This is a genomic window from Mycobacterium fragae, from assembly GCF_002102185.1.
In the GTDB taxonomy this organism is placed as follows: Bacteria; Actinomycetota; Actinomycetes; order Mycobacteriales; family Mycobacteriaceae; genus Mycobacterium; species Mycobacterium fragae.
Map to the genome: position 1 here is coordinate 398,473 of NZ_LQOW01000024.1, position 22,702 is coordinate 421,174.

20 protein-coding genes are annotated in these 22,702 nt (G+C 66.2%); 12 read left to right on the plus strand and 8 right to left on the minus strand.

What is annotated here, in order from left to right; all coding sequences use genetic code 11:
• Nucleotides 1-226: 226 nt before the first annotated feature.
• From AWC06_RS12980 to AWC06_RS13020, 9 genes are all read left to right on the plus strand, one after another.
• Nucleotides 227-865, plus strand: coding sequence for a TetR family transcriptional regulator (locus AWC06_RS12980; protein ID WP_085197928.1), 639 nt, complete (start codon nt 227-229; stop codon nt 863-865).
• On the plus strand, nt 855-1,511 hold the full coding sequence (locus AWC06_RS12985; protein ID WP_085197930.1) for an enoyl-CoA hydratase-related protein: 657 nt from the start codon (nt 855-857) through the stop codon (nt 1,509-1,511). Before AWC06_RS12980 ends, AWC06_RS12985 begins: the two co-directional genes overlap by 11 nt.
• 104 nt (nt 1,512-1,615) lie before the next feature.
• Complete coding sequence (locus AWC06_RS12990) at nt 1,616-3,070, plus strand: amino acid permease (protein ID WP_085197932.1); 1,455 nt, start codon at nt 1,616-1,618, stop codon at nt 3,068-3,070.
• Nucleotides 3,067-3,249 carry a hypothetical protein gene (locus AWC06_RS12995; protein ID WP_085197935.1) on the plus strand — a complete coding sequence of 61 codons (183 nt, stop codon included), beginning with the start codon at nt 3,067-3,069 and terminating at the stop codon, nt 3,247-3,249. Before AWC06_RS12990 ends, AWC06_RS12995 begins: the two co-directional genes overlap by 4 nt.
• A 116-nt stretch (nt 3,250-3,365) precedes the next feature.
• Nucleotides 3,366-4,820 carry an aldehyde dehydrogenase family protein gene (locus tag AWC06_RS13000; protein WP_085197938.1) on the plus strand — a complete coding sequence of 485 codons (1,455 nt, stop codon included), beginning with the start codon at nt 3,366-3,368 and terminating at the stop codon, nt 4,818-4,820.
• A gap of 39 nt (nt 4,821-4,859) precedes the next feature.
• Nucleotides 4,860-5,573, plus strand: coding sequence for an oxygen-binding di-iron domain-containing protein (locus tag AWC06_RS13005; RefSeq protein ID WP_085198125.1), 714 nt, complete (start codon nt 4,860-4,862; stop codon nt 5,571-5,573).
• Between the two features lie 63 nt (nt 5,574-5,636).
• Nucleotides 5,637-6,188, plus strand: coding sequence for a hypothetical protein (locus AWC06_RS13010; RefSeq protein ID WP_139820035.1), 552 nt, complete (start codon nt 5,637-5,639; stop codon nt 6,186-6,188).
• Between the two features lie 22 nt (nt 6,189-6,210).
• A complete protein-coding gene (locus AWC06_RS13015; RefSeq protein WP_085197941.1) occupies nt 6,211-7,140 on the plus strand; it encodes an LLM class F420-dependent oxidoreductase in 930 nt (309 codons plus the stop codon).
• Nucleotides 7,141-7,190: 50 nt separating this feature from the next.
• Nucleotides 7,191-7,709 carry a hypothetical protein gene (locus AWC06_RS13020; protein WP_085197944.1) on the plus strand — a complete coding sequence of 173 codons (519 nt, stop codon included), beginning with the start codon at nt 7,191-7,193 and terminating at the stop codon, nt 7,707-7,709.
• A 144-nt stretch (nt 7,710-7,853) separates the two neighbouring features.
• Here the strand turns inward: AWC06_RS13020 and AWC06_RS23425 are convergent, their stop codons facing one another.
• Nucleotides 7,854-8,279 (minus strand): hypothetical protein, encoded by a 426-nt coding sequence (locus AWC06_RS23425; protein WP_211281958.1) that lies wholly within the window; start codon nt 8,277-8,279, stop codon nt 7,854-7,856.
• Nucleotides 8,280-8,443: 164 nt separating this feature from the next.
• Between AWC06_RS23425 and AWC06_RS13030 the strand changes: the two genes are divergently transcribed.
• Together AWC06_RS13030 and AWC06_RS13035 are read left to right on the plus strand one after the other, a co-directional pair.
• Nucleotides 8,444-10,204, plus strand: a complete 1,761-nt coding sequence (locus AWC06_RS13030) for an Hsp70 family protein (protein ID WP_085197947.1) — start codon at nt 8,444-8,446, stop codon at nt 10,202-10,204.
• 149 nt (nt 10,205-10,353) lie between these two features.
• Nucleotides 10,354-13,164, plus strand: coding sequence for a (Fe-S)-binding protein (locus AWC06_RS13035; RefSeq protein WP_085197950.1), 2,811 nt, complete (start codon nt 10,354-10,356; stop codon nt 13,162-13,164).
• 1 nt (nt 13,165) lies between these two features.
• On the opposite strand, the gene AWC06_RS13040 is transcribed toward AWC06_RS13035, so the two are convergent.
• Nucleotides 13,166-14,542 carry a hypothetical protein gene (locus tag AWC06_RS13040; protein ID WP_085197952.1) on the minus strand — a complete coding sequence of 459 codons (1,377 nt, stop codon included), beginning with the start codon at nt 14,540-14,542 and terminating at the stop codon, nt 13,166-13,168.
• Between the two features lie 163 nt (nt 14,543-14,705).
• Here AWC06_RS13040 and AWC06_RS13045 point away from each other — a divergent pair, with 163 nt between their 5' ends.
• The gene (locus AWC06_RS13045) at nt 14,706-15,977 is read left to right on the plus strand and encodes a pyridoxal phosphate-dependent aminotransferase (protein ID WP_085197955.1); all 1,272 of its coding nucleotides are present in this window, start codon (nt 14,706-14,708) and stop codon (nt 15,975-15,977) included.
• 7 nt (nt 15,978-15,984) lie between these two features.
• Here the strand turns inward: AWC06_RS13045 and rfbA are convergent, their stop codons facing one another.
• The 6 genes from rfbA to AWC06_RS23430 all read right to left on the minus strand — a co-directional run bounded on the left by rfbA (nt 15,985) and on the right by AWC06_RS23430 (nt 22,606).
• Nucleotides 15,985-16,851, minus strand: coding sequence for a glucose-1-phosphate thymidylyltransferase RfbA (rfbA, locus tag AWC06_RS13050; RefSeq protein ID WP_085197957.1), 867 nt, complete (start codon nt 16,849-16,851; stop codon nt 15,985-15,987).
• A gap of 9 nt (nt 16,852-16,860) precedes the next feature.
• A complete protein-coding gene (locus AWC06_RS13055; protein WP_085197959.1) occupies nt 16,861-17,214 on the minus strand; it encodes a nuclear transport factor 2 family protein in 354 nt (117 codons plus the stop codon).
• Nucleotides 17,215-17,235: 21 nt separating this feature from the next.
• Entirely contained in the window at nt 17,236-17,991 is a 756-nt protein-coding gene (locus AWC06_RS13060) for a maleylpyruvate isomerase family mycothiol-dependent enzyme (RefSeq protein ID WP_085197962.1), read from the minus strand.
• 4 nt (nt 17,992-17,995) lie between these two features.
• Nucleotides 17,996-19,321, minus strand: coding sequence for a UDP-glucose dehydrogenase family protein (locus AWC06_RS13065; protein WP_085197964.1), 1,326 nt, complete (start codon nt 19,319-19,321; stop codon nt 17,996-17,998).
• Nucleotides 19,322-19,409: 88 nt separating this feature from the next.
• Nucleotides 19,410-21,035 (minus strand): DUF7159 family protein, encoded by a 1,626-nt coding sequence (locus AWC06_RS13070; RefSeq protein ID WP_244899080.1) that lies wholly within the window; start codon nt 21,033-21,035, stop codon nt 19,410-19,412.
• A gap of 125 nt (nt 21,036-21,160) precedes the next feature.
• The gene (locus AWC06_RS23430) at nt 21,161-22,606 is read right to left on the minus strand and encodes a DUF7159 family protein (protein WP_211281959.1); all 1,446 of its coding nucleotides are present in this window, start codon (nt 22,604-22,606) and stop codon (nt 21,161-21,163) included.
• Between the last annotated feature and the right edge of the window lie 96 nt (nt 22,607-22,702).

A 22,702-nucleotide genomic window follows, 5' to 3' on the forward strand; every position in this document is an offset into this window, starting at 1 on the left:
GTGGGGCGGTGTCAAACCAGCATTGAGCGTGATTCACTCAAGTTGTCGATGTGGTCAACGACACCGATCAGAAGTTTGTTCCCGCTGCCCCGTCGACCGTGCGCACAGGGCTTTCACTGTGCGATCAGGGCGGAAAATCCTGGGAAATCGCGCCCTGGACGCACGCTCGACGGCGCCGCGACCACTGCGCCGAGTAACAGAGCAAACGCTCTGCTACAGTGACGACGTGCCCCGCCCACGCGTGCATGACCCGGATCGGGTGCTGGACGCCGTCGAGTCGTTGGCCGTGGCGTCCGGGTCCGCCGCGGTGACGGTCCGGGCGATCAGCGCCGTCGCCGGAGTTTCCAACGGCGCGCTGTACCACACGTTCGGATCGCGTACGGGTCTGCTCGGGCGGGCGTGGCTGCGGGCCGGGCGCCGATTCCTCACACTGCAATCCGCCCTGGTCGATCATGCGATGTCGGCGCCGGGCTCGCGGCCGCCGGCTGAGGCCGTCGTGGCCGCCGCCGAGGCGCCGGCAGTCTTCGCCGAGCAGTATCCGGATTGCGCCAAACTGCTGTTGACGGTGCGCCGGGAGGAACTGTTGAACTCCGACCTGCCCGACGAGATCGCCACGGAGCTGCGCGATCTCGACCGATCACTGGTCGGCTTGATGATCCGGCTCGCGGCCAACCTGTGGGACCGCAAAGACGCGAACGCCGTCGATGCCATCACCGCCTGCATCGTCGATCTGCCGACCGCGCTGCTGCTGCGCCGCAACCGGCTGGACAACACGACGGCCCGCGACCAGCTGCGTGCGGCGGTGCGGGCGGTTCTCGACGTGGGGCCGGCACCTACTGCGAAAGGGGCGAACCATGGGCATTAGCCTGACCTACGACGAGAAGATCGCGATTCTGGACCTCGGCGACGACGAAAACCGCTTCTCGCCAACCTTTCTCGACGAGATAGATTCACAGCTCGACGAGGTCGTCGGCGCAGGCGCACACGGCCTGGTCACGACCGGCGGAGGCAAGTTCTACTCCAACGGTCTCGACCTGGACTGGCTCGGCGCCCATGGTGACCGGGCCCAGTGGTACGTCGGCCGGGTACAGAGCATGCTGGCCCGCGTCCTCACTCTGCCGGTACCCACCGCGGCCGCCGTCGTCGGGCACGCGTTCGGCGCCGGGGCGATGTTGGCGCTGGCGCACGACTTTCGGGTGATGCGTGCCGACCGTGGCTACTTCTGCTTTCCCGAAGCCGACATCCGCATCCCGTTCACACCCGGGATGGCCGCGCTGATCCAAGCCAAACTCACCCCGCAGGCGGCGATCGCTTCGATGACCACCGGACGTCGCTTCGGCGGCGGCGACGCCGCGAGCCTTGGCCTTGTCGACGCCGTTGCCGCCGAGGGCGCGGTGACAGCCGCGGCTGTGGACATCCTGCGTCCGCTCGAGGGTAAGGACCCCGGCACGTTGGGCGCGATCAAACAGACCATGTTCGGCCAGGCGGTGCGGGCGCTGCGCACCGATTAGCGGGTTCGCTCCGTAACTGCAGATACGTCGGATACCCTTTCCACCAGCCCGTTCCTCGGGTATGCACGCGTCGCAGCGATGCGCCTGACCACGATAGGAACCCGATGCCACCGCTGCCCGACACGCCTGTCCCGGCAGTACCCGTGCCGACCCGCCCTGACCTGCTCACCCGCGAAGACGCCGGTTATCACCACGACCTGCGGCCTCGGCAGCTGCAGATGATCGCGATCGGCGGCGCCATCGGCACCGGACTGTTTCTCGGCGCCGGCGGACGGCTCGAGTCGGCCGGACCGGGGTTGTTCTTGGTCTACGGGATCTGCGGCGGATTCGTGTTTCTGATCCTGCGCGCGCTTGGCGAGCTGGTGCTGCACCGCCCGTCCTCGGGGTCGTTCGTGTCCTATGCACGCGAATTCTTCGGAGAGAAGGCAGCTTTCGTCGCGGGTTGGATGTATTTCCTGAATTGGTCGATGACGGGCATCGTGGACTCCACAGCGATTGCGAACTACTTCCACTACTGGACACCGTTTCACGTGATCCCCCAGTGGACTCTCGCGCTGATCGCGCTGGTGGCGGTGGTGTCGGTGAACATGATCTCGGTGCGGGCCTTCGGCGAGCTGGAGTTCTGGGCCGCACTGATCAAGGTGCTGGCGCTGATAACGTTCCTGGTCGTCGGAACCATCTTTCTGGCCGGGCGCTACCAGATCGAAGGCGTGAACACCGGATTGAGCCTGTGGGCCGATCACGGCGGATTCTTGCCGACCGGCTTGTTGCCGCTGGTGCTCGTCACCTCGGGGGTGGTATTCGCCTATGCCGCAGTCGAACTCGTCGGCACCGCCGCTGGGGAAACGGCCGATCCGGAGAAGGTCATGCCGCGCGCAATCAACTCGGTGGTGGCGCGCATCGCGATCTTTTACGTCGGCTCGGTCGCGCTGCTCGCACTGCTGCTGCCGTATACCGCATACAAAGAACACGAAAGTCCGTTCGTGACATTCTTTTCCAAGATCGGTTTCGATGGAGCCGGCACCCTGATGAACGTGGTGGTTCTGACCGCGGCGTTCTCCAGCCTGAACGCCGGGTTGTATTCCACGGGCCGGATTCTACGTTCGTTGGCGATGAACGGCAGCGGCCCGAAATTCACCGCGCGAATGTCGAAAAACGGTGTGCCATATGGCGGCATCTTGTTGACCAGCATGATCGGGCTCTTCGGTGTCGTGCTCAACGCAGTCAAACCGGGGCAGGCCTTCGAAATCGTGCTGAACATCGCCGCAATGGGTGTCATTGCGGCGTGGGCGACGATCGTGCTCTGCCAGATCCGGCTCTACCACGCGACGAAAGCCGGGCGCATGCAGCGGCCCCGATTCCGGATGCCGCTGGCCCCGTACAGCGGCTACGCCACGCTGGCATTCCTGGCGGGCGTGCTGGTGTTGATGATGATCGACGATCGGCGCGGTCCGTGGATCATCGGCACGTTCACCGTGGGCATCCCAGCTCTTGTCGGTGGGTGGTACCTGGTTCGTCACCGCGTGATGGCCGCCGCTGGCGACGAGGCCCACCCGTGAGTCGGAATCGATACGCGGCCACGCCGCCGCTGTACGGGATGGCGATGGTTTTCCTCGCAATTGCGATCGTCGCCGTCAGCGCGTATCTCCACGCCGGTTGGTGGTCGATCCCCGGCTACCTGATCGCGGCGGTAACCGCGGTAGCGGGCTTTACGCTCGCGTTCCGCGACTTCTCCTGACGGCGTCAGACTGATGTGCTGGCGCACTCTTCGCAATCCCGTTTCTATGGGTGATAATGGCACTCTCCTAAATTGAGACTATGCTTCTTAGCGCGACAGCAGAGAAGGGGATACCGATGACTGTGCAGGCTGTGCTCGACGAGATCCGTGAACGACCGGGCACCGGTGAGGTGATTGCGGTTGTCGATCCCGCCACCGAAGAGCAGGTCACCGAGTTCAAAGATTGCGGTCCGGAAGCCGTCAACGAAGCGGTTGCGCGTGCGAAGGAGACCGCCGAGTCGGGTGTCTGGCGGGATTTGCCGCCGAGCGAGCGGGCCAAGGTGCTCTGGCGCGTCGGCGAGCTCATCGATGAGAACGCGGAGGTTTTGGCCGAGCTCGAATCGCTCAATGCCGGCATGACACCACTGCAGGCGCAGGGAACCGTGACCGTCGGCTCGGAGTTTTTCCGCTACTACGCCGGCTGGTGCACCAAGATCGAGGGCATCGCGGCCGACGTGCACACCGGCGGCCTCACCGGCATCGACTCCCACCAGCACGCCTACACCCTCAAAGAGCCCTACGGCGTAGTGGGGCTGATATTTCCCTGGAATGGACCGGTCTTCAACTTCTGCTGCAAGCTCGCTCCTGCGCTCGCAGCGGGCTGCAGCAGCGTCGTCAAACCGGCCGAGGAGACCCCGCTGTCGGCGCTGGTACTGGACAACATCCTGCACGAGGCCGGGGTTCCCGAAGGGGTGGCCAACCTGCTCCTGGGCTACGGACACACCGCCGGTGCGGCGATCACCGCACACCCCGACGTCGAGAAAGTCGCCTTCACGGGCTCGACCGAGGTCGGCAGGGCCATCGTGCATGCGGCGGGCGATAGCAACCTGAAGAAGGTCACCCTGGAGCTTGGCGGCAAGTCGCCCGTCGTGGTCTTCGATGACGCCGACCTGTCGAAGGCCGTCCCCATGGCTGCGTTCGGCACCTTCATCCACTCCGGGCAGGCATGTGTGTGCGGGTCGCGCATCTTCGTCCAGCGCGGCATCTACGAGCAGTTCGTGGAGCAGCTGGCCAACGTCGCGAACGGGCTCCCGCAAGGCGGCCCCAAGGATGAGGGCAGCTTGATCGGCCCGCTGATCAGCGAGAAGCAACTCACCCGCGTCATGGGCTACCTCGAACAGGGCAAGTCCGACGGAGTCGAGGTGGTCACCGGCGGGCACCGGCTCGACCGCAAAGGCTACTTCGTGCGCCCCACCGTGCTCACCAACGTGGCCTCCACCAGCAGGCTGTTCCAAGAGGAGATCTTCGGGCCGGTGGTCGCGGTCTTGCCGTTCGACGACGAGGACGAGGCGGTCGCTCTGGCCAACGACACCACCTACGGACTGGCCGCCACCGCCTGGACCCAAGACCTCGGCCGCGCACACCGGATTGCCAAGCGGCTCAAGGCCGGAACCGTGGGGTTGAACTGTCAGATGCAGTTCGATCACTCGATGCCCTTTGGCGGATACAAGCAATCCGGTTGGGGCTACGAGTCGGGCAAAGCGGGTCTGGAGACCTACCTGCAGACGAAAATCGTCTGGGCCCAGATGTAGGTCAGAACGGCGGCGTACGCTGCCGCCATGAACACCGGCCTGCAAACCAACGTCGACGAAATCGCCGACGGGATCTTCCGGCTGTCGACATGGGTACCGGGCATCACCGAACACGGCTTCACGTTCAACCAGTTCCTGCTGACCGGCGAACAGCCCTTCCTGTTCCACTGCGGGATGCGCCAGCTCTATCCGCTGGTGTCGGAAGCGATCGCGAAGGTGATTCCGCTGGAGCAGCTGCGTTGGATCTCGTTCGCCCACATCGAGGCCGACGAGTGCGGGGCGATGAACATGCTGTTGGCCGCGGCGCCGCACGCCGAGGTCATTCACGGCCCGCTGGCCTGCATGCTCTCGCTGACCGATATGTGCGACCGCCCGCCGGTGGTGGCCTCGGAGTCCGATGTGCACGATATCGGCGGTCACCGGCTGCGGTTCATCCCCACCCCGCACGTGCCGCACAACTGGGAAAGCGGGCTGTGGTTCGACGAGACCACCTCCACGCTGCTGGCCGGGGATCTGCTCACCCATACCGGTCAATGCCCGGCTCTGACCGAATCCGATTGCGTGGCACCGGCATTGGAGGCGGAACGGCTATTTCACGCCACCGGCCTGACGACGAATCTAGCGCCCACGTTGGAACAGCTTGCGCAGTTGACGCCCAGGACGTTGGCCTTGATGCACGGGGCCTCGTTCACCGGTGACTGCGCCGGCCAGCTGCGCGGCCTGTCCGACGGGTATGCCGCGATGGCCGGCTGATCGCAGCCACAGGCGCGTCACTGCAGTCACTTGCGTCACTTTTTGCGTAGGCTTGGCCTCGATATGTCCATGCGGGGAGTAAGGCTCGGGCTGGCCTGCGGGTCGCTGGCGGCGGCGGCAGTGCTGGGCGGATGCAGCACGATCATCCACGGCAAGCCGGTGGCTTCGCCGGGCCCGGAAGCGTCCGAGCCGTCCTTCCCGAAAGCCAAACCGTCCATCCCCTCGACGAAGCCATCGCAGCCCCCGTCGCCGAGCGCGAAGCCGCCCGCGGGCGCCATCCCGTTGCCGCCCAACGAAAACGGTTACGTTTTCATCGAGACCAAGTCCGGCAAGACGCGCTGCCAGATCGACTCCGACAGTGTCGGTTGCGAGGCGCCGTTCGCCGACTCCCCGATCCAGGACGGTGAACACGCCAACGGCGTCAACATCACCGCGAGCGGGTCGGTGCAATGGGTGCTGGGCAACCTCGGCGACATTCCCACCGTCACGATCGACTACCGCACCTACACCGCAGAGGGCTGGACGATCGCGGCCAGCGAAAGCGGCACCCGATTCACCAACGACGGCACGGGGCACGGCATGTTCGTGAGCGTCGAGCACGTCGATACGTTCTGAGCGCACCCGTAGTCTGGCGCTCGTGGATTTTCGGGTATTCGTTGAACCGCAGCAGGGCGCCAGTTACTCCGACCAACTCGTCGTCGCCCAAACCGCTGAATCGCTGGGCTTCTCGGCCTTTTTCCGGTCCGACCACTACGTCGCGATGAGCGGCGACGGGCTGCCCGGCCCCACCGACTCGTGGGTGACGCTGGCCGGCATCGCCCGCGAGACGTCGTCAATCCGGCTCGGCACGCTGGTCACGGCGGCGACATTCCGCCATCCCGGGCCGTTGGCCGTCTCGGTCGCTCAGGTCGACGACATGAGCGGCGGGCGGGTCGAGCTCGGAATCGGCACCGGATGGTTCGAGCCGGATCACCTGGCCTATGCGATCCCGTTTCCGCCGCCGGCCGAACGATTCGCCCGGCTCACCGAACAGCTGGAGATCATCACCGGGCTGTGGACCGCGCCCGTCGGTGAAACCTTCGACTACGCCGGAGCTCATTACGCGATCAACGACTCGCCGGCCCTGCCCAAACCGGTGCAGCGCCCCCATCCGCCGATCATCATCGGCGGGCTGGGCGCCAAAAGAACACCGATGTTGGCCGCGACGTTCGCCGACGAATTCAACGTGCCCTTCGCACCGCAGGACACGGCCCAGACCCAGTTCGAACGAGTTCGCGCCGCCGTTCAGGCCAACGGTCGGGCCGTCGACTCGATGACCTACTCTGCGGCCTTCGTGGTGTGTGCGGGACGTGACGGGCCCGAGCTCAACCGCCGGGCTGACGCGATCGGGCGTGACCTCGACGAGCTGCGGTCCAACTCTCCGCTGGTGGGCACACCAAACGAAATCGTCGAGCATGTGGGGCAGTTCGCCGAAATCGGTGTACAGCGCGTCTATCTGCAGCTGCTCGACCTCTCCGATTTGCAGCACCTGGAGCTTTTCGCCGCAGAGGTGATGCGGCAGCTTTGACGCCCGCGGCGGGGTGCAGCCGACCGAGAGCAGTCAGTAGGATCGGGGTCGTGGCACGCTACGGTCCGCCAGACGACCCGAGCAATCGGCCCACCCACATGGCCAATTACGGTCCCAGCGGTCCACCACCACCCGGTTACGGATCCGGTTACGACGATCAGGGATCGGGTGAACCTCCGGAGCCCGAATCCGCGCCCACGCCGTGGTATCGCAAACGCGCGCTGCTGGTCGCATGGGGCGCACTGGTCGCAATACTGGTGGCGCTGATCATCTACGGCCTCATCACCCTTTCCACCGGTGGCGGGGGTGCTCCGTCCACGAGCACGTCGTCAACGACCTCGACGACGACCTCCACCGCGACATCGACGGCGACTACGACCCCGAGCACCACGACCGCGTCCCCGTCCTCGACCGGGGAGGCGCCACCGCCGCCGAGTGGCGGCGCTCCCGTCGCGCCCGGACCTGCGCCCGCGCCGCAGCCCCATCGGCCGCATCTGCCGCAGTTGCCCAAGATTCCGCCGACGATCACCCTGCCGCATACCGTGATTACGCTGCCGCCGGGCATCTGACGTTCGTTGCCTGGCAGCCGCGTGGCGGCAACGTTTTTCGGGGTCTACACCGCTACCATCGGCCACCGTGACGCGCTACGGACCGCCGGGGAACGGCGACGACGAGCCGACCAGATACGCCAACTACAACGAGGCGGACTACGGCTACAACGACACCGAATACGAAGCTGGCGAACCAGCGGCCGAATTTGAGCCGACACCGTGGTATCGAAAGCCTCCGGCACTGATCGCGTGGGGAGCGGTCATCGCCCTCGTCATCGCGGCGATCATCTGGGGCGTCCTCAAGCTGACCAGCACCGGCGCCAGTCCGTCGAAGACCACCACGTCGTCAACCACCACCACCACGACGACGACGATCGCGCCGACGACCGCTGCACCGGTCGCTCCGCCCACCACGACCGTGGAGACCACCACGACGGCTCCGACCACGACCACGACAACCACGCCGAGTTCGACCACCACGACGACGACGACAACAACCACCACCACGACGACGACGACCACGACAACGACAAGCACCACCACTCCGCCGCCGCTGCCACCGGTCGTGATCAATCTGCCGCCGGGCATATAGCGGGCATATAGAAGTCCGCCCGAGCCCGCAGGATTAGCCGACGCCCCATCCGGGGAAACCGTTATCGCATCACCGATCAACTCTGGGGCCGTCCGTCGCGCTCGTGGGGCGGCGGCCGCCGAATGTTGCCAATTGACTTGATACTGGGGTGCAGCGATACATGAGCGACGCGCTTGGCCTGTCGCTCGGGATGGCCAACCTCGTCGCAGCGCGAGTCGGGAGCGCTCCGGTGACCCGCCGTTCCGTGTTGACGCTTTTCGCCGACCGGCCTCCCGAGGTGGGTGTGCCGGACGAGAACCCGAATCTGACCGAACCCGGCTTGGTGCTGCATGGGTTCATCGCAGGAGTCGGCGACCCCTCCCCGTTCGTCGCGCCGGATGGTTCCGCGCACCGCAGCGACGTGTTGACGGCCGAGGTGCTCGACGCGATGGCCCGTACCGTCGGCCATCACGGCGCTTCGATCGCCGTCGCTGTCCCCGCTTATTGGGCTGAAAGCCAGGTCGCGGCGCTGCGCGAGGCATTGCGTCCAAAGCCATCGCTTGCGACCGGCGCCATGCCGGCGGCGCTGGTCTCAGACGCGAGGGCCGCGCTCGCTGCGCTCTACGCGAAGCCGGGATTCCCGACGGACGGCGTGGTCGCGCTGTGCGACTTCGGCGCCAGCGGCACCAGTGTGACGCTCAGCGACGCGGCGTCGAACTTCCGGCGCATCGGCCACCCCGTGCGCTATCCCGACTTTTCCGGTGACCAGGTGGATCAGGCCATTCTGCGGCGGCTGCAATTCGCTTTCGTCGGCGGCAATTCCGACATCGCGGGCACCACGCCGGTGGGGTCGCTGTCGCGCCGGCTGGACGAATGCCGACGGGCCAAGGAGCAACTGTCGGCGGCCACGGTGACCGTCGTCCCGGCCGAAATGCCCGGTATCGGTGAGGATGTTCGACTCTCGCGCGCCGAGTTGGAGGACTTGATCTCCGAACCATTGGACCGATTCATCAGCACCGTGGAAGAGGTGTTGCGACACAACGGGGTTCCGGCCTCCAGGCTGGCTGCGGTCGCGACAGTCGGTGGCGGCGCGTGCATCCCGCTGGTCACCGAGCGACTGGAGCAGCGATTGCACGCGCCGGTGGTCACCACGCCACACCCGGTTCTCAGCGCGGCCATCGGCGCGGCGGTGATCGCCGAGCAGCAATCCGCGTCGACGGGTATTGCAGCCCCCGTCAGCCCTCCCGGCGACACCGTGGCTCCGCCAACCGAGATCGACCACGCCGCATGGGCCGCCGATGTGGGAGCGGTAGCCGCAGGTGAGTCGGTCGAAGATGGCGCGCGGTCGGGGACTTACCGTGCGCTGGCATGGTCACAGGACGCATCTTCGGGCCCCGAGGAACTGCCCTACGCCGATGAATACGACGCCGACGCTGCCGCACCGCCGGAGACAGTCGAGCCGGCTCGGCGGTCGCGACGAGGGCGGCCCGGACTGGTGTTCGGCCTGGCCGCGATGGCGGCGCTGATAGCCCTGCTGGGATCCGGCGTGGTGGTGTTCAAACTGTCCGACACCAACGCCCCGACCCGACCCACCAGCAGCGTCCCGAGACCAAGCCGGCTACCCAGCGTCGGCCCGCTGCCGCCGCCACCGCCGCCGTCGCAGCCGCCGTCGGCGACGGATACCCAGACGGAGACGACCGAGGGTTCTGCCCAGGCGCCTGCCCCGCCGAGCAGCGCGCCGCCAACCACGACCTCGACGACCACACTGCCCAGCACCACGACCACTCAACCAAGCACCGCCCCGCCGACCACCACGACCACCGAGCCGACCACGACATTCAGCTATCCGCCGCTCACCACTAGCCCGTCTGTACCGTGGCCGACCACCACGGTCCTGGTGCCGCCGAGGCTGGTGCCTGTCAAGCCGCCATACGGCCGGTAGCGACGCCCGTGAACTTAGGGCAGCCTTCGTCGCACCGCGTCGCCCGAAGATGTCACTATGAGCAAACTTGAGCAGGCCGTGACGGTAGTTACCAGCGAGTAACATGGCCGATGTTACCGACCAGTAACTAAGAATTGGAGAAACGCTCCGTGGACACGCAGATGCTGATCAGACTCGTGGTGGGCCTAGGCATGACGGCGATCGTGGGATTGTTCGCCGTTCGGCGGGTCGGTTGGCTGACCCGACTCACGCTGTCCGGAGAGCCCGCCAGCGGGCGCACCGACAACCTCGGCACGCGGGTCTGGACGCAGATCGCCGAGGTGTTCGGGCAGCGCCGGCTGCTGAAGTGGTCGATCCCCGGCCTGGCGCACTTCTTCACCATGTGGGGCTTCTTCATCCTGCTGACGGTCTATATCGAGGCCTACGGGCTGCTGTTCCAGCCGAACTTCCACATCCCGGTGATCGGCCGCTGGGATGCACTGGGCTTCCTGCAGGACTTCTTCGCCACGGCCGTGTTCCTCGGCATCGCCACCTTCGCGGTGATCCGGATCCTGCGCAGCCCTCGCGAGATCGGCCGGACGTCGCGGTTCTACGGTTCGCACACCGGCGGCGCGTGGCTGATCCTGTTCATGATCTTCAACGTCATCTGGACCTACGTGCTGGTCCGCGGCTCCGCGGTCAACAACGGCACGCTGCCCTACGGCAAGGCGGCGTTCCTCTCGCAGCTATTCGGCAAGATCTTGGCGCCGCTCGGGCACCAGGGCAACGAGATCCTGGAGACGGTCGCGCTGCTGCTGCACATCGGCGTCATGCTCGCGTTCCTGATCATCGTGTTGCACTCCAAGCACCTGCACATCTTCCTGGCGCCGATCAACGTCACCTTCAAGCGGCTGCCCGACGGGCTGGGCCCGCTGCTGCCGATCGAGGCCGACGGCAAGCCGATCGACTTCGAAAACCCGCCCGACGACGCCGAATTCGGCCGCGGCAAGATCGAAGAGTTCAGCTGGAAGGCCATGCTGGACTTCGCCACCTGCACCGAATGCGGGCGCTGCCAGTCGCAGTGCCCGGCGTGGAACACCGGCAAGCCGCTCTCGCCCAAGCTCGTCATCATGGACCTGCGCGACCACTGGATGGCCAAGGCGCCCTACCTCCTCGGTGAGAAGAAGGCCGATGAAGAGGGTGGCTACATCGAGTCCGGTCGCGGCGAAGGCCATCACGTGCCGGAGTCCGGGTTCGGCCGGGTGCCGGGTTCGGGTCCCGAGCAGGCCAACCGCCCATTGGTCGGGACCGCCGAGCAGGGCGGTGTGATCGACCCCGACGTGTTGTGGTCCTGCGTGACCTGCGGGGCCTGCGTCGAGCAGTGTCCGGTGGACATCGAGCACGTCGACCACATCGTCGATATGCGCCGCTACCAGGTGATGATGGAGTCGGAATTCCCCTCCGAGCTCTCAGTGCTGTTCAAGAACCTGGAGACCAAAGGCAACCCCTGGGGGCAGAACGCCGGCGACAGGACCAACTGGATCGACGAGGTCGACTTCGACGTCCCGGTCTACGGCGAGGACGTCGAGAGCTTCGACGGCTACGAGTACCTGTTCTGGGTGGGCTGCGCGGGGGCCTACGACGACAAGGCGAAGAAGACCACCAAGGCGGTCGCCGAGCTGCTGGCGATCGCCGGGGTGAAGTTCCTGGTGCTGGGTACCGGTGAAAGCTGCAACGGCGACTCGGCGCGCCGCTCCGGCAACGAGTTCCTGTTCCAGCAGCTGGCCCAGCAGGCCGTCGAAACCCTGGATGGGCTGTTCGAGGGCGTGGAGACCGTCGACCGCAAGATCGTCGTCACCTGCCCGCACTGCTTCAACACGCTCGGCCGCGAATACCGGCAACTGGGCGCGAATTACAGCGTGCTGCACCACACGCAGTTGCTCAACCGGCTCGTGCGCGACAAGAAGCTGGTGCCGGTTACGCCTGTGTCCGAAGACATCACGTACCACGACCCGTGTTATCTCGGTCGGCACAACAAGGTCTACGAGGCGCCGCGCGAGCTGATCGGGGCCGCCGGCGCCAAGCTGACCGAAATGCCACGGCACGCCGACCGCAGCTTCTGCTGCGGCGCCGGTGGCGCCCGGATGTGGATGGAAGAGCACATCGGCAAGCGGATCAACCACGAGCGCGTCGACGAGGCGTTGGCCACCGGGGCCAGCACGGTCGCCACCGCGTGCCCGTTCTGCCGAGTGATGGTCACCGACGGTGTCAACGACCGCGCCGAGGCCGCCGGGCGCGACGGCGTCGACGTGCGGGACGTGGCGCAGCTGCTGCTCGAGTCACTCGATCGCAGCACGGTTGAACTGCCCGCGAAGGGCACGGCGGCCAAACAAGCCGCTGAGGCTGCGCCAAAGGCTCCTCCTAAAGCGGCTGCGGCCACCCCGACCGCGCCGGCCACGCCGGCCGCTGAGCCGGAAACTGCCGCGCCAGTGCCCGACAAAGCCGCCAAAGCCGTCACCGGACTGGGTATCGCGGGCGGCGCCAAGCGTCCCGGTGCCAAGAAAGCCGCCGCGCCAACGCAACCCGCGGCTGCGCCCGCTGCCGAAGAGGCTAAGGCACCCGCCGCACCCGCCAAGGGTCTGGGTATCGCCGCCGGAGCCAAACGGCCTGGGGCCAAAAAGGCCGCTGCTGCAACCCAATCCGCACCAACCCAGGAGTCGGAGGCGAAGACCGAAGCCAGCGAGACCTCAGCAGCCAAGCCGTCGGCCGCGCCCGTCAAGGGCCTGGGTATTGCCGCCGGTGCCAAGCGCCCGGGGGCGAAGAAGACCGCCCCACAACCCGCTACTCCGGAACCAGAGGTAAAGCAGGAAGCGCAATCCGAGCCCGCGCCTGCGGAAAACGACGGTGAAAAGGGGGCCGTGCCTCCACCCGTTAAGGGCCTGGGCATCGCGCGCGGCGCCCGGCCGCCCGGCAAGCGTTAAGCTATCCTGCGCTACCGCGGAGGTCGGCGTCCGACGGCGCATACTCCGCCGAATCTCTGATATATACGGACGGATTCGCGTTCTCTACCTGGTTCATCGTGTCGACGTGTGTGAACGGGGCATCGACCGCTTCGCGAGTTCCAAAGAATGGGAAGAACGTCGGCACTTCTATGACGTGTGTCGGATTCTCGACCACGACGAAAGTCCTCAACACTGGATCATCCGAAACCAGGTCCTGAACGGCACTTACAGAAGCGAACCGACTCTCCGTGCACAGTACGCGCACTGCTCCATGCTCCCAGTCATGGAGCTTTTTCGCCTCCGACATGAAGCCTTTCGGATCCGTCGAGAAGGAGACCTGAGGGGAAAAGCATGAGCGCGTGTCCTTCATCATTCGATGGGTGACTAACACTGCTTCAACCGACAGGCGTACCAGCCGGACGGTTCGGGAGTCGACGTCGATCACCCGTTTGTATTCCGAGGTTTCTCCTGCAGCGAGAAAGGCGCCTTCGTAGGGGGCGGCGATCATTCTGGCATAGAGCAGTCGCGAATCGGCTGGCAACGTGGGCTTTTCGCGGTAGTCACGACGTAAGGCGCTCGCAATTGGATCCAGGCTGGCGAGCAGAGCCTCGGTGGTGGCGGGCTCTGTCGGCGTCCCGACGAGGTAGGACGTGACGCGCATCAGCGCAGCATGCATGTCAACCTGGACAGAACCGCGGTTGTGTAGCGTCACTTTCGCCATGAGGTGGATGACTGGACCAGTCGAGCCCATTGCTGACAACTCAGTGCTCGTGTCGACGAGCGGGCGTGAAGCCTGGGGCAAGTATTCGGCCTGCATCCAGAACTGCACCAGACCGATCAACGGGAACGGTGCAACAGCGACGGCTGCCCCCTTGGTGACGGCACTGCGCGCATATCGGCCTAGGTAGAGCACCCAGAGCAGCGCAATGCCCCCCAGCGTTAACGCGACGCCCGTTATCCCCAGCAGTTGACTCACGGGGCTGCGCAGGTCCACCAGCCATACGTACACCGCAAGGCCCGCTACGAAGATCTGGCTCACCATGGAGGTCATCAAGGCACTCGGTGAAGCCCTGACGATCTGACCGAACGCTAGCGAGCAGGTAACACCAATCCCCAACAGCAGAGCCGACCCGATCAGGTCCCACGCGGAACTGGTAAGCGTCGCATTCCAGACTGCCAATCCGAAGACGGTTGCGGCATCGATGCCGACCCAGCACGCAAGCACGATCCGTAGCGACCTGGGCATGCTGGCAACAGTGAAGTCGGGCCCGGCTGGTTGCCCTCCGACCACCTGCTCGTGGTCATCCGTCCCGCGGTGGTCGTTCCCACCCGAGTCCGCTCCGAGTTTGACCTTCATCCATGTGCCTCACGCCGCTGATGGCGGCACTATACGGCGGCCCGGAGCCGATCGCGTGCGTAATGTGATACCTCTTCTCCTAGCCGCATCCAGGTAGTGCCCGCCCGCCCGGCAAACGCTGATCAGGCGCATTGCGGATTATTAATTAGACAGCCATGGCACCATGGTTGACGTGACTACTCATCAGCTGCCCTGGCATACCACGGCTCAGCCGCGGCAGCGTACGTTCACGCAGTCGTCGAAGCTGCAGGACGTCCTCTACGAAATCCGCGGTCCGGTACACGATCACGCCGCGCGGTTGGAGGCCGAGGGGCACCGCATCCTCAAGCTCAACATCGGTAACCCGGCGCCGTTCGGCTTCGAGGCGCCCGACGTGATCATGCGCGACATGATCCAGGCGCTGCCGTACGCACAGGGCTATTCGGACTCCAAGGGCATCCTGCCGGCGCGGCGCGCGGTGGTCACCCGCTACGAACTCGTCGACAACTTCCCGCGATTCGACGTCGACGATGTCTATCTGGGCAACGGTGTCTCCGAGCTGATCACGCTGACACTGCAGGCGCTGCTGGACAACGGCGATCAGGTATTGATCCCCGCACCGGACTATCCACTGTGGACGGCGTCGACGTCGTTGGCCGGCGGCACTCCGGTGCATTACCTGTGTGACGAAACGCAGGACTGGCAACCGGATATCGCGGACCTGGAGTCCAAGATCACCGAGCGCACCAAGGCGCTCGTCGTAATCAACCCGAACAACCCCACCGGCGCGGTCTACAGCCGCGAAGTCCTCACGCAGATCGCCGATTTGGCCCGCAAGCATCAACTGCTCCTGCTTGCCGACGAGATATACGACAAGGTCCTCTACGACGACGCCAAGCACATCAGCATGGCCTCGGTCGCGCCCGACGTCTTGTGTCTGACGTTCAACGGATTGTCGAAGGCGTACCGGGTGGCCGGGTATCGGGCCGGCTGGCTGGCGATCACCGGCCCCAAGGACCATGCGAGTAGCTTCATCGAGGGCATTCACCTGCTCGCGAATATGCGCCTGTGCCCGAATGTTCCGGCGCAACACGCCATCCAGGTCGCGCTGGGCGGCTATCAGAGCATCGAAGACCTGGTGCTGCCCGGCGGGCGGCTGCGCGAACAGCGCGATGTGGCCTGGGCCAAGCTCAATGAAATCCCTGGGGTGTCGTGTGTCAAACCCAAAGGCGCGCTCTACACGTTCCCTCGGCTGGATCCCGAAGTGTATGAGATCGAGAACGATGAGCAGCTTGTCCTCGATCTGCTGCTGCAAGAGAAGATCCTCGTCACGCAGGGCACCGGATTCAATTGGCCCGCACCGGACCATCTGCGGATCGTGACGCTGCCGTGGTCGCGCGACCTATCGCACGCCATCGAGCGGCTGGGCAATTTCCTTGCCAGCTACCACCAGTAGTCGGACGTCAGCCCAGCTCGAGTAGTTGCAGCAGGTATTTGCCGTACCCGGATTTGACCAAGCTCTCCGCGCGACGCGCCAGCTGCTCGTCGTCGATGAAGCCCATCCGCCACGCCACTTCCTCCGGGACACCAATCTTCAAGCCCTGCCGACGTTCCAGGGTGCGGACGTAATCGCTGGCATCCAGCAGCGAATCGAACGTCCCTGTGTCCAGCCAGGCCGTGCCGCGCGCAAGCACCTCGACTGTTAGCCGGCCCTGGTTCAGATAGTTCTGGTTGACCTCGGTGATCTCATACTCGCCGCGCGCCGACGGCTTTAGGCTCCGAGCGATCTCGATCACGTCGTTGTCATAGAAATAGAGCCCCGGTACCGCGTAGTGCGACTTGGGGGTGGCCGGCTTCTCCTCGAGCGACAGCGCAATGCCGTCGTCGCCGAATTCGACCACTCCGTAAGCCGACGGGTTGGCTACCCAGTAGGCGAAAATCGCGCCGCCGTTGATGGTTTGGAAACGACTCAGGTTGGTGCCCAGGCCGGGGCCGTAAAAGATGTTGTCGCCCAGAGCCAGCGCGACCGATTCGGTGCCGATGTGGTCGGCGCCGATGACGAATGCCTGGGCCAGGCCGTCGGGCCGGTCCTGCACCGCGTAACTGATGTTGATGCCGAATGCCGAGCCGTCTTCGAGCAGACGATGGAAGGCGGGCGCATCGTGGGCGGTGGTGATCACCTGGATGTCGCGGATGCCAACCGTGATCAACGTGGACAGCGGGTAATAGATCATCGGTTTGTCGTAAACCGGGAGCAGCTGCTTGCTGACGCCCATGGTGATCGGATAGAGCCGGGTGCCTGAACCGCCGGCCAGGATGATTCCGCGCATCAAGACTCCTCAGTCGACGAGGTCAGCTTCGGTGAGGTCGGTCGCCGCCAACGCGGACTCGAGGTCCTGGTGGCTGAATACCGACGTTACGTGATCGTGGACCACCCGAAAGGCCGCTGCCGCAGTGGTGTTGGCGGTCTTCAGTTCGACGACGACGACGCCGTCGTGGACGAACATCCTGCCCGGTTCCGCGGTCTGGGGACGGCTGCTCGCCCACTTGCGCAACGCATCGTGACCCTGGCCGGCGCCGTGGGCGTCGCCGACCTCGATGTCGTCACTCGACAGGGCCACCAAGGTGTCGATGTCGGACGCGGTCAAAGCGTCGTACCAAGCCAGCACGGTGGCGATCTCCGATGTGGTCATGATGTGCAACGTACCGGGTGCCTAGAAGGGGGTGTGGTCAAGCCAGTTCTGCCATACCGAGGTGTCGCCGAACACCGCGATATCGGTGTCCGCGACCGGAACTCGCCGCACGACCGCCAGCAGCAGATCCACGGCGTCGCCCCGCAGCGCCACGCTCCCCTTACCGTGATCGTGTGACCAGGCGATGCGACCGGCGTCGCTGCGGATGGTCCATTCACCGGACGCGCCGAGACCTGAGTCGGTGGCGTGGAGGTGCACGGTGTTGCCGTCCTCGAGCGGCAGCGGCGCACCGTCACTTCCGGCCTGGGCCGCGACCCGCTCCAGCCATTCGCTGATGCCGTCGGCCGCCAACTCGGGTTCCAGTGTGTAGTCGCGGCCCAGCGCGAGCTCCGCGTCGGCGCGGTGCACGGTGGCCTCGTGCAGCCGACGTCGGACCCACCAGTAGGCCGGACGTGGCCCGATGAATGTCCACACTGGCATTTCCATGCCAGTTTCTTCGACGGCGTCGATCAGTCGCTGCGCACCGGCGTGCAGCCAGGAGATCGCGTCGTCGGGATCCGGCGGTGGCTTGCCACCCTCGACCGTGCGGGGATCGAGATAGTCGTCGGCCCGGTCGATGATGATTTGCGCCGCCCAGCGGTCGCCGCGTCCGACGTGGCGGAACAACTGGGTGAGACTCCAGCCAGGGCAGGTGGGCACCGGGGTGGACGGATCGGCGCTGCGGATCACGTCACCGAAGGCCCGGTTTTGCTCGAGTAGTGCCGCCGCGTAGTCCACGCGGTCAGGCTACGCGCCGCCCCAGGCAGTGCACGCGCCAACCGGCTTGCTGCCACCGATGCACATCGAGGCAGTTGCGGCCGTCGACGATGACCTTGGCCCGCACCTGGTCGGCGAGATCCTCTGGGTCGAGGTCGACGAACTCCGGCCACTCGGTGAGCACCAGCACCGCGTCCGCGCGATCGCAGGCCTCCTTCACCGAGACCGCGTAGTTCAGGGTGGGGAACAGTCGCTGCGCATTCTCCAGCGCTTTGGGGTCGTAGACGTTGACGGCGGCGCCGTTGAGCTGTAGCTGACCGGCCACGTTGAGCGCCGGCGAGTCGCGCACGTCATCGGATTCGGGTTTGAATGCGGCGCCGAGCACAGCGATGTTGGCGCCGAGCAGCGAGCCGCCGCAGGCCATGCCGGCCAGTTCGACCATTCGCGTGCGGCGGCGCATGTTGATGTTGTCGACTTCCCGCAGGAAGGTCAGGGCTTGATCGGCGCCCAGTTCGCCGGCGCGGGCCATGAATGCGCGGATGTCCTTGGGCAGACACCCGCCGCCAAACCCCAAGCCGGCGTTGAGGCATCGGCGCCCGATCCGTGGATCGTGCCCCAGTGCGTCGGCCAAGACCGTGACGTCGGCACCAGCGGCTTCGCATACCTCCGAGATCGCGTTGATGAACGAGATCTTGGTTGCCAGAAACGCGTTCGCGGAAACCTTGACCAGCTCCGCGGTCTGCAAGTCCGTCACCAGGAATGGCACACCGGCATCCAGCAGTGGAGCATACAGCTCGCGGATCGCCGGTTCAGAAAGCGTCGAATCATCTTGTACGCCAAGCACAATGCGGTCTGGCTCCAAGGTATCGTGGACAGCGAAACCCTCCCGCAAAAATTCCGGATTCCACGCCACTTCCACATCGACGCCGGCTGGCGCCAGTGCGCGGGCCCGCCGACTGAGTTCGGCCGCGGTGCCAACGGGCACAGTGGATTTGCCGACGATCACCGATGCTCGGGTCAGGCGCGGCACCAGTGTGTCGATGACGGCATGGACATGACATAGGTCGGCGCTGTATTCGCCCTTCTTTTGCGGGGTGCCGACTCCGAGGAAGTGCACGTCGGCGAATTCGGCTGCCAGGTCGTAGTCGGTTGTGAAGCGCAGCCGGCCCGCTGCGATGTTGTCGCTCAACATCTTTCGTAGGCCTGGCTCGTAGAACGGAACGTCACCCGCGGCCAGCTTGGCGACCTTACCGGGGTCGATGTCGACGCCGATGACCTCGTGACCCAGTTCCGCCATCCCGGCGGCGTGGGTGGCGCCCAGATAGCCCGTGCCGAAGACGGTGCATCTCATACACCCGTGTGTAAGTCGCCGCAATGAGCTGATTGCATCGCATGTCTGAGCGGCAGGCGAACGTCAGGTGACAGTTTGCTGCGGGGACTTAGAAGTGCAGGCCAGGGATGCCGAATCCGCCGCCGTGACCGCCGCCAAATCCGCCGCCGTGGCCTCCGCCGTGGCCACCCCCACCGCCTGGAAAGCCACCACCGCCCGGGAAGCCGCCACCGCCCGGGAAGCCGCCTCCGGGAAGCCCGTCATCGCCGTGGCCCCAGCCGCCTCCGCCGTGGTCGCCGCCACGGGGCTGAAGCGGGGGCCCTTGCACAGGTGGACTGAAGATCCGCGGCACCGGAATCGGCACCGGAACCGGAACGGGAGCAGCAGGCGCGGGAGCCGGAACGGGAGCGGGAGCCGGAGCAACAGGTGCCGGCGCCGGAGCAACAGGGGCTGGAGCTGGAGCAACAGGGGCGGGGGCCGGAGCGGGAGCGGGCACCGCAGCGGGTGGCGCGGACGCGGGTACGGGTGGAGCCGGAGCTGCGGGTGCCGGGGCAGGCGCCGGTGCAGGAGCGGGGGCCGCCGCAGGAGCGGGCGCGGGAGCCGGGGCCTCGGGCGCCGGGGCAGGCGCTGGGGCCGGGGCCGCGGGCGGCGAAGCGGGAGCGGGCGCCTGTTTCGACGGCGCGACCATGCTGTGGCCCGGACTTGGTCGCACGTTGGCCGTCGGGTGCATCCCGATCGCGAGCGAGACCAAAAGCGCCACGGCGCCCACCACGAAGATCGCTGCCACCGCGCTGACCACCAGCGCGAACGGCCTGCGGCCGCGCCGGCTGTCCGCGGCGCTGATGCCGTAATAGCCGCCGGTCGAGAAAGCTTGCTCGTCCGCCGGCGCGGTGTAGGCGTCGGCCTCCTCGTCCGGGACCGCGCTGTAGGCGAGCGGCTGCTCGCCGGGGGCGCCGTCGCCGGCCACGTCGAAGTACCCGGGAGCCACCGCATACGGGTCGATCTCTCCAGTGCCGGGGTCTTTTGCGTACGCCAGCGCAGCGGTCGACGAGGAGAACAGCGGAGCGTTGGCCGAGGCGAGCGCCGCGCCCCGCGCCAGCGCCGTCTCCGGCTCCTCGGGCGCGCTTACCGCCAACGATGTCGTTGCCGCCAACCGCTCCTTGATCGGAGCGATATCGACGCCGGAGCCGACGAGGAACAGGCCGTCGGGGCGGGTCGCCAGGTTCTCGGCGCGGGATGCCATCGCCGTCAATTCGGCAACCGGGTCGCCGCTACCGCCGCGCAAGGGCTGACGGCGCACGTCGGTGATCGAGCCGTCGGCGGTATTCACCAGGGCCAATGTCGCGGTATCCGGTTCGACGAACAACAGGCCGGTGTTGGCGTAACCCACGGAGTTGCCGACGACTTGTGCCAGCGCGGCGGCGGCCAAGAACGCCGACACCAGCATGACGTTCTCCACCTTGTGCGCAGCCAGCGCATCGCGCAGCGCGGCGGCTTCGGTCGGATCCGTCCAGGTCACGCCCGTCGACCGCAGCTGGTAGCCACTGTCGGCCGCACCCTCGCGGGTGCCCAAAATCGCCGACACCACCTGCTCGGCCTCACTGACCGTCGGGGCGTCGGACGCGCTGACGTCAAAGCCGTCTTCGTCGACGGTGACGCCGTCGGCGTTCTCGCCTTCAACCAGCACCATGCGGACGGCCGTGGGCGCCATCGATACGCCGAGTACGGTGTCCACTCACCCCTCCAACACAATTCGTTCGTTCGCTTACCGAGAGCGCTTGCCGGGCATCATCAAGTTCCGGCCGCAACGACGCCAGGCGGCTCCCCCCGGGTCCCTTGCTATGTCGACCCTACCCGCGCTCACCGATGCCCGTGACCGCCACCGAAGCCGCCGAAGCCGCCGTGGCCGCCACCTAGACCGGGGATGCCAGGGCCGTGACCCCAGCCACCGCCGCCGTGGTCGCCGCCACGCGGACTGACCGGCGGACCCAGTACCGGGGGCGCCAATAGTTGCGGGATAAGCGGCGGTATCACCACGGGAGGCGGCGCAGGAGCCGGCGCGGGTATCGGAGCAGGACCCGGCGCCCGGACGGGAGCAGGCGCCGGGGCAGGGGCTGGAGCGCGGGGGGCAGGCGCGGCGGCCGGAGCGGGTGCCGGCGCTGGTGCGGGAGCGGGCGGGGCCGGTATCTGCGCCTTCGGCGCCGGCGCAGGCAGCTGTCGGGCCGGGGCCACCACATTTTGACTGAGGCTTGGCCGCTGACTGGCCGACGGCCGGATGCTGAAGGCCAGCGAAATCACCAGTGCCACAACGCCAACGACAAAAATTGTCAACACGCTCATGGCCGCCAGGAATGGCGTGCGACTCGGCCGTTCGAGCGCACCGAAGTCGGGGAACATGCCCGTCGTGAAATTTTCTTCCGGGGCGAGGTCAGCGTATGCGTCGGGACCTTCTTGGGTGTAGGCCGCGGCTTCTTCGTCAGGGACGGCGCTGTAGGCCAAGGCATCCTCACCTGGCTCAGCACCAGCGTCCACGGCGGCCAAATATCCCGGGGCGACCGCATACGGGTTCACCGCCCCGGTGCCAGGATCCAGCGCGTAGGCCAGCGCCGCGGTCGACGAGGCGAACAACGGTGCGTTCGCCGAGGCCAGCGCCGCTCCCCGCGCGAGCGCTGTGTCGGGCTGCTCGGGCACGCTCAGCGGGAGCGAGGTCGCCGCCTCCAATGCCGGCTTGACCAGCGGGATGTCTACCCCGGAACCCACCACGAATACGCCCTGCGGGCCGGTTTCCAGTTTTTCGGCACCGGACACCAGCCCAACCAGCTTGGCGACCGCTTCGTCGTCGTCCTCGGGCAGCAGCTCACGGTGCACGTCGGCGATGGACCCGTCTGCGGTGTCAACCACTGCCAACGTCGCGGAATCGGGCTCGACGTACAGCAGGGCGGTATGGGCGTAGCCGGTCGCGCTGCCCACCGACTGAGCCAAAGCCGCCGCGGCCAAAAAGGCCGAGACGAGCATCACATTCTCAACCTTGCGGTTCGCCAACGCATCACGTAACGCAACGGCTTCGATCTGGTCAATGAAGGTCACACCGGTCGACAACAGCTGATATCCGGCCTCGTTGGCGCCCTCGCGGGTACCCAGAATCGCCGCAATCACCTGATCGGATGCGCTGATGGTTGCCGCATCGTCACCGTTGGAGACCGCGAAGCTATCCTCATCGACGGTTACCCCGTCGGCGTTTTGGCCCTCGACCAGCACCATGCGAACCGACGTGGGTGCCATCGACACACCAAGTACGGTGTCCACCAGTCCTCCATGTCGTTTGCTAGCCCACATGCCCGGGCCGAGAGGCGTAACGCTCAAGCTGCCAGATTCGCGGGTAATCAGGGCAGCCCCCACTGG

Excerpts from the sequence above, each read along its gene's own strand:
- AWC06_RS13030 (WP_085197947.1), top strand. The coding sequence starts at position 8,444 with ATGAGCGACGCGCTTGGCCTGTCGCTCGGGATGGCCAACCTCGTCGCA.
- AWC06_RS12990 (WP_085197932.1), top strand. The coding sequence starts at position 1,616 with ATGCCACCGCTGCCCGACACGCCTGTCCCGGCAGTACCCGTGCCGACC.
- AWC06_RS13010 (WP_139820035.1), top strand. The coding sequence starts at position 5,637 with ATGTCCATGCGGGGAGTAAGGCTCGGGCTGGCCTGCGGGTCGCTGGCG.
- AWC06_RS13000 (WP_085197938.1), top strand. The coding sequence starts at position 3,366 with ATGACTGTGCAGGCTGTGCTCGACGAGATCCGTGAACGACCGGGCACC.
- AWC06_RS13065 (WP_085197964.1), bottom strand. The coding sequence starts at position 19,321 with ATGAGATGCACCGTCTTCGGCACGGGCTATCTGGGCGCCACCCACGCC.
- AWC06_RS13045 (WP_085197955.1), top strand. The coding sequence starts at position 14,706 with ATGGTTGACGTGACTACTCATCAGCTGCCCTGGCATACCACGGCTCAG.
- AWC06_RS13040 (WP_085197952.1), bottom strand. The coding sequence starts at position 14,542 with ATGAAGGTCAAACTCGGAGCGGACTCGGGTGGGAACGACCACCGCGGG.
- rfbA (WP_085197957.1), bottom strand. The coding sequence starts at position 16,851 with ATGCGCGGAATCATCCTGGCCGGCGGTTCAGGCACCCGGCTCTATCCG.
- AWC06_RS13055 (WP_085197959.1), bottom strand. The coding sequence starts at position 17,214 with ATGACCACATCGGAGATCGCCACCGTGCTGGCTTGGTACGACGCTTTG.
- AWC06_RS12985 (WP_085197930.1), top strand. The coding sequence starts at position 855 with ATGGGCATTAGCCTGACCTACGACGAGAAGATCGCGATTCTGGACCTC.
- AWC06_RS23425 (WP_211281958.1), bottom strand. The coding sequence starts at position 8,279 with ATGCCCGGCGGCAGATTGATCACGACCGGTGGCAGCGGCGGCGGAGTG.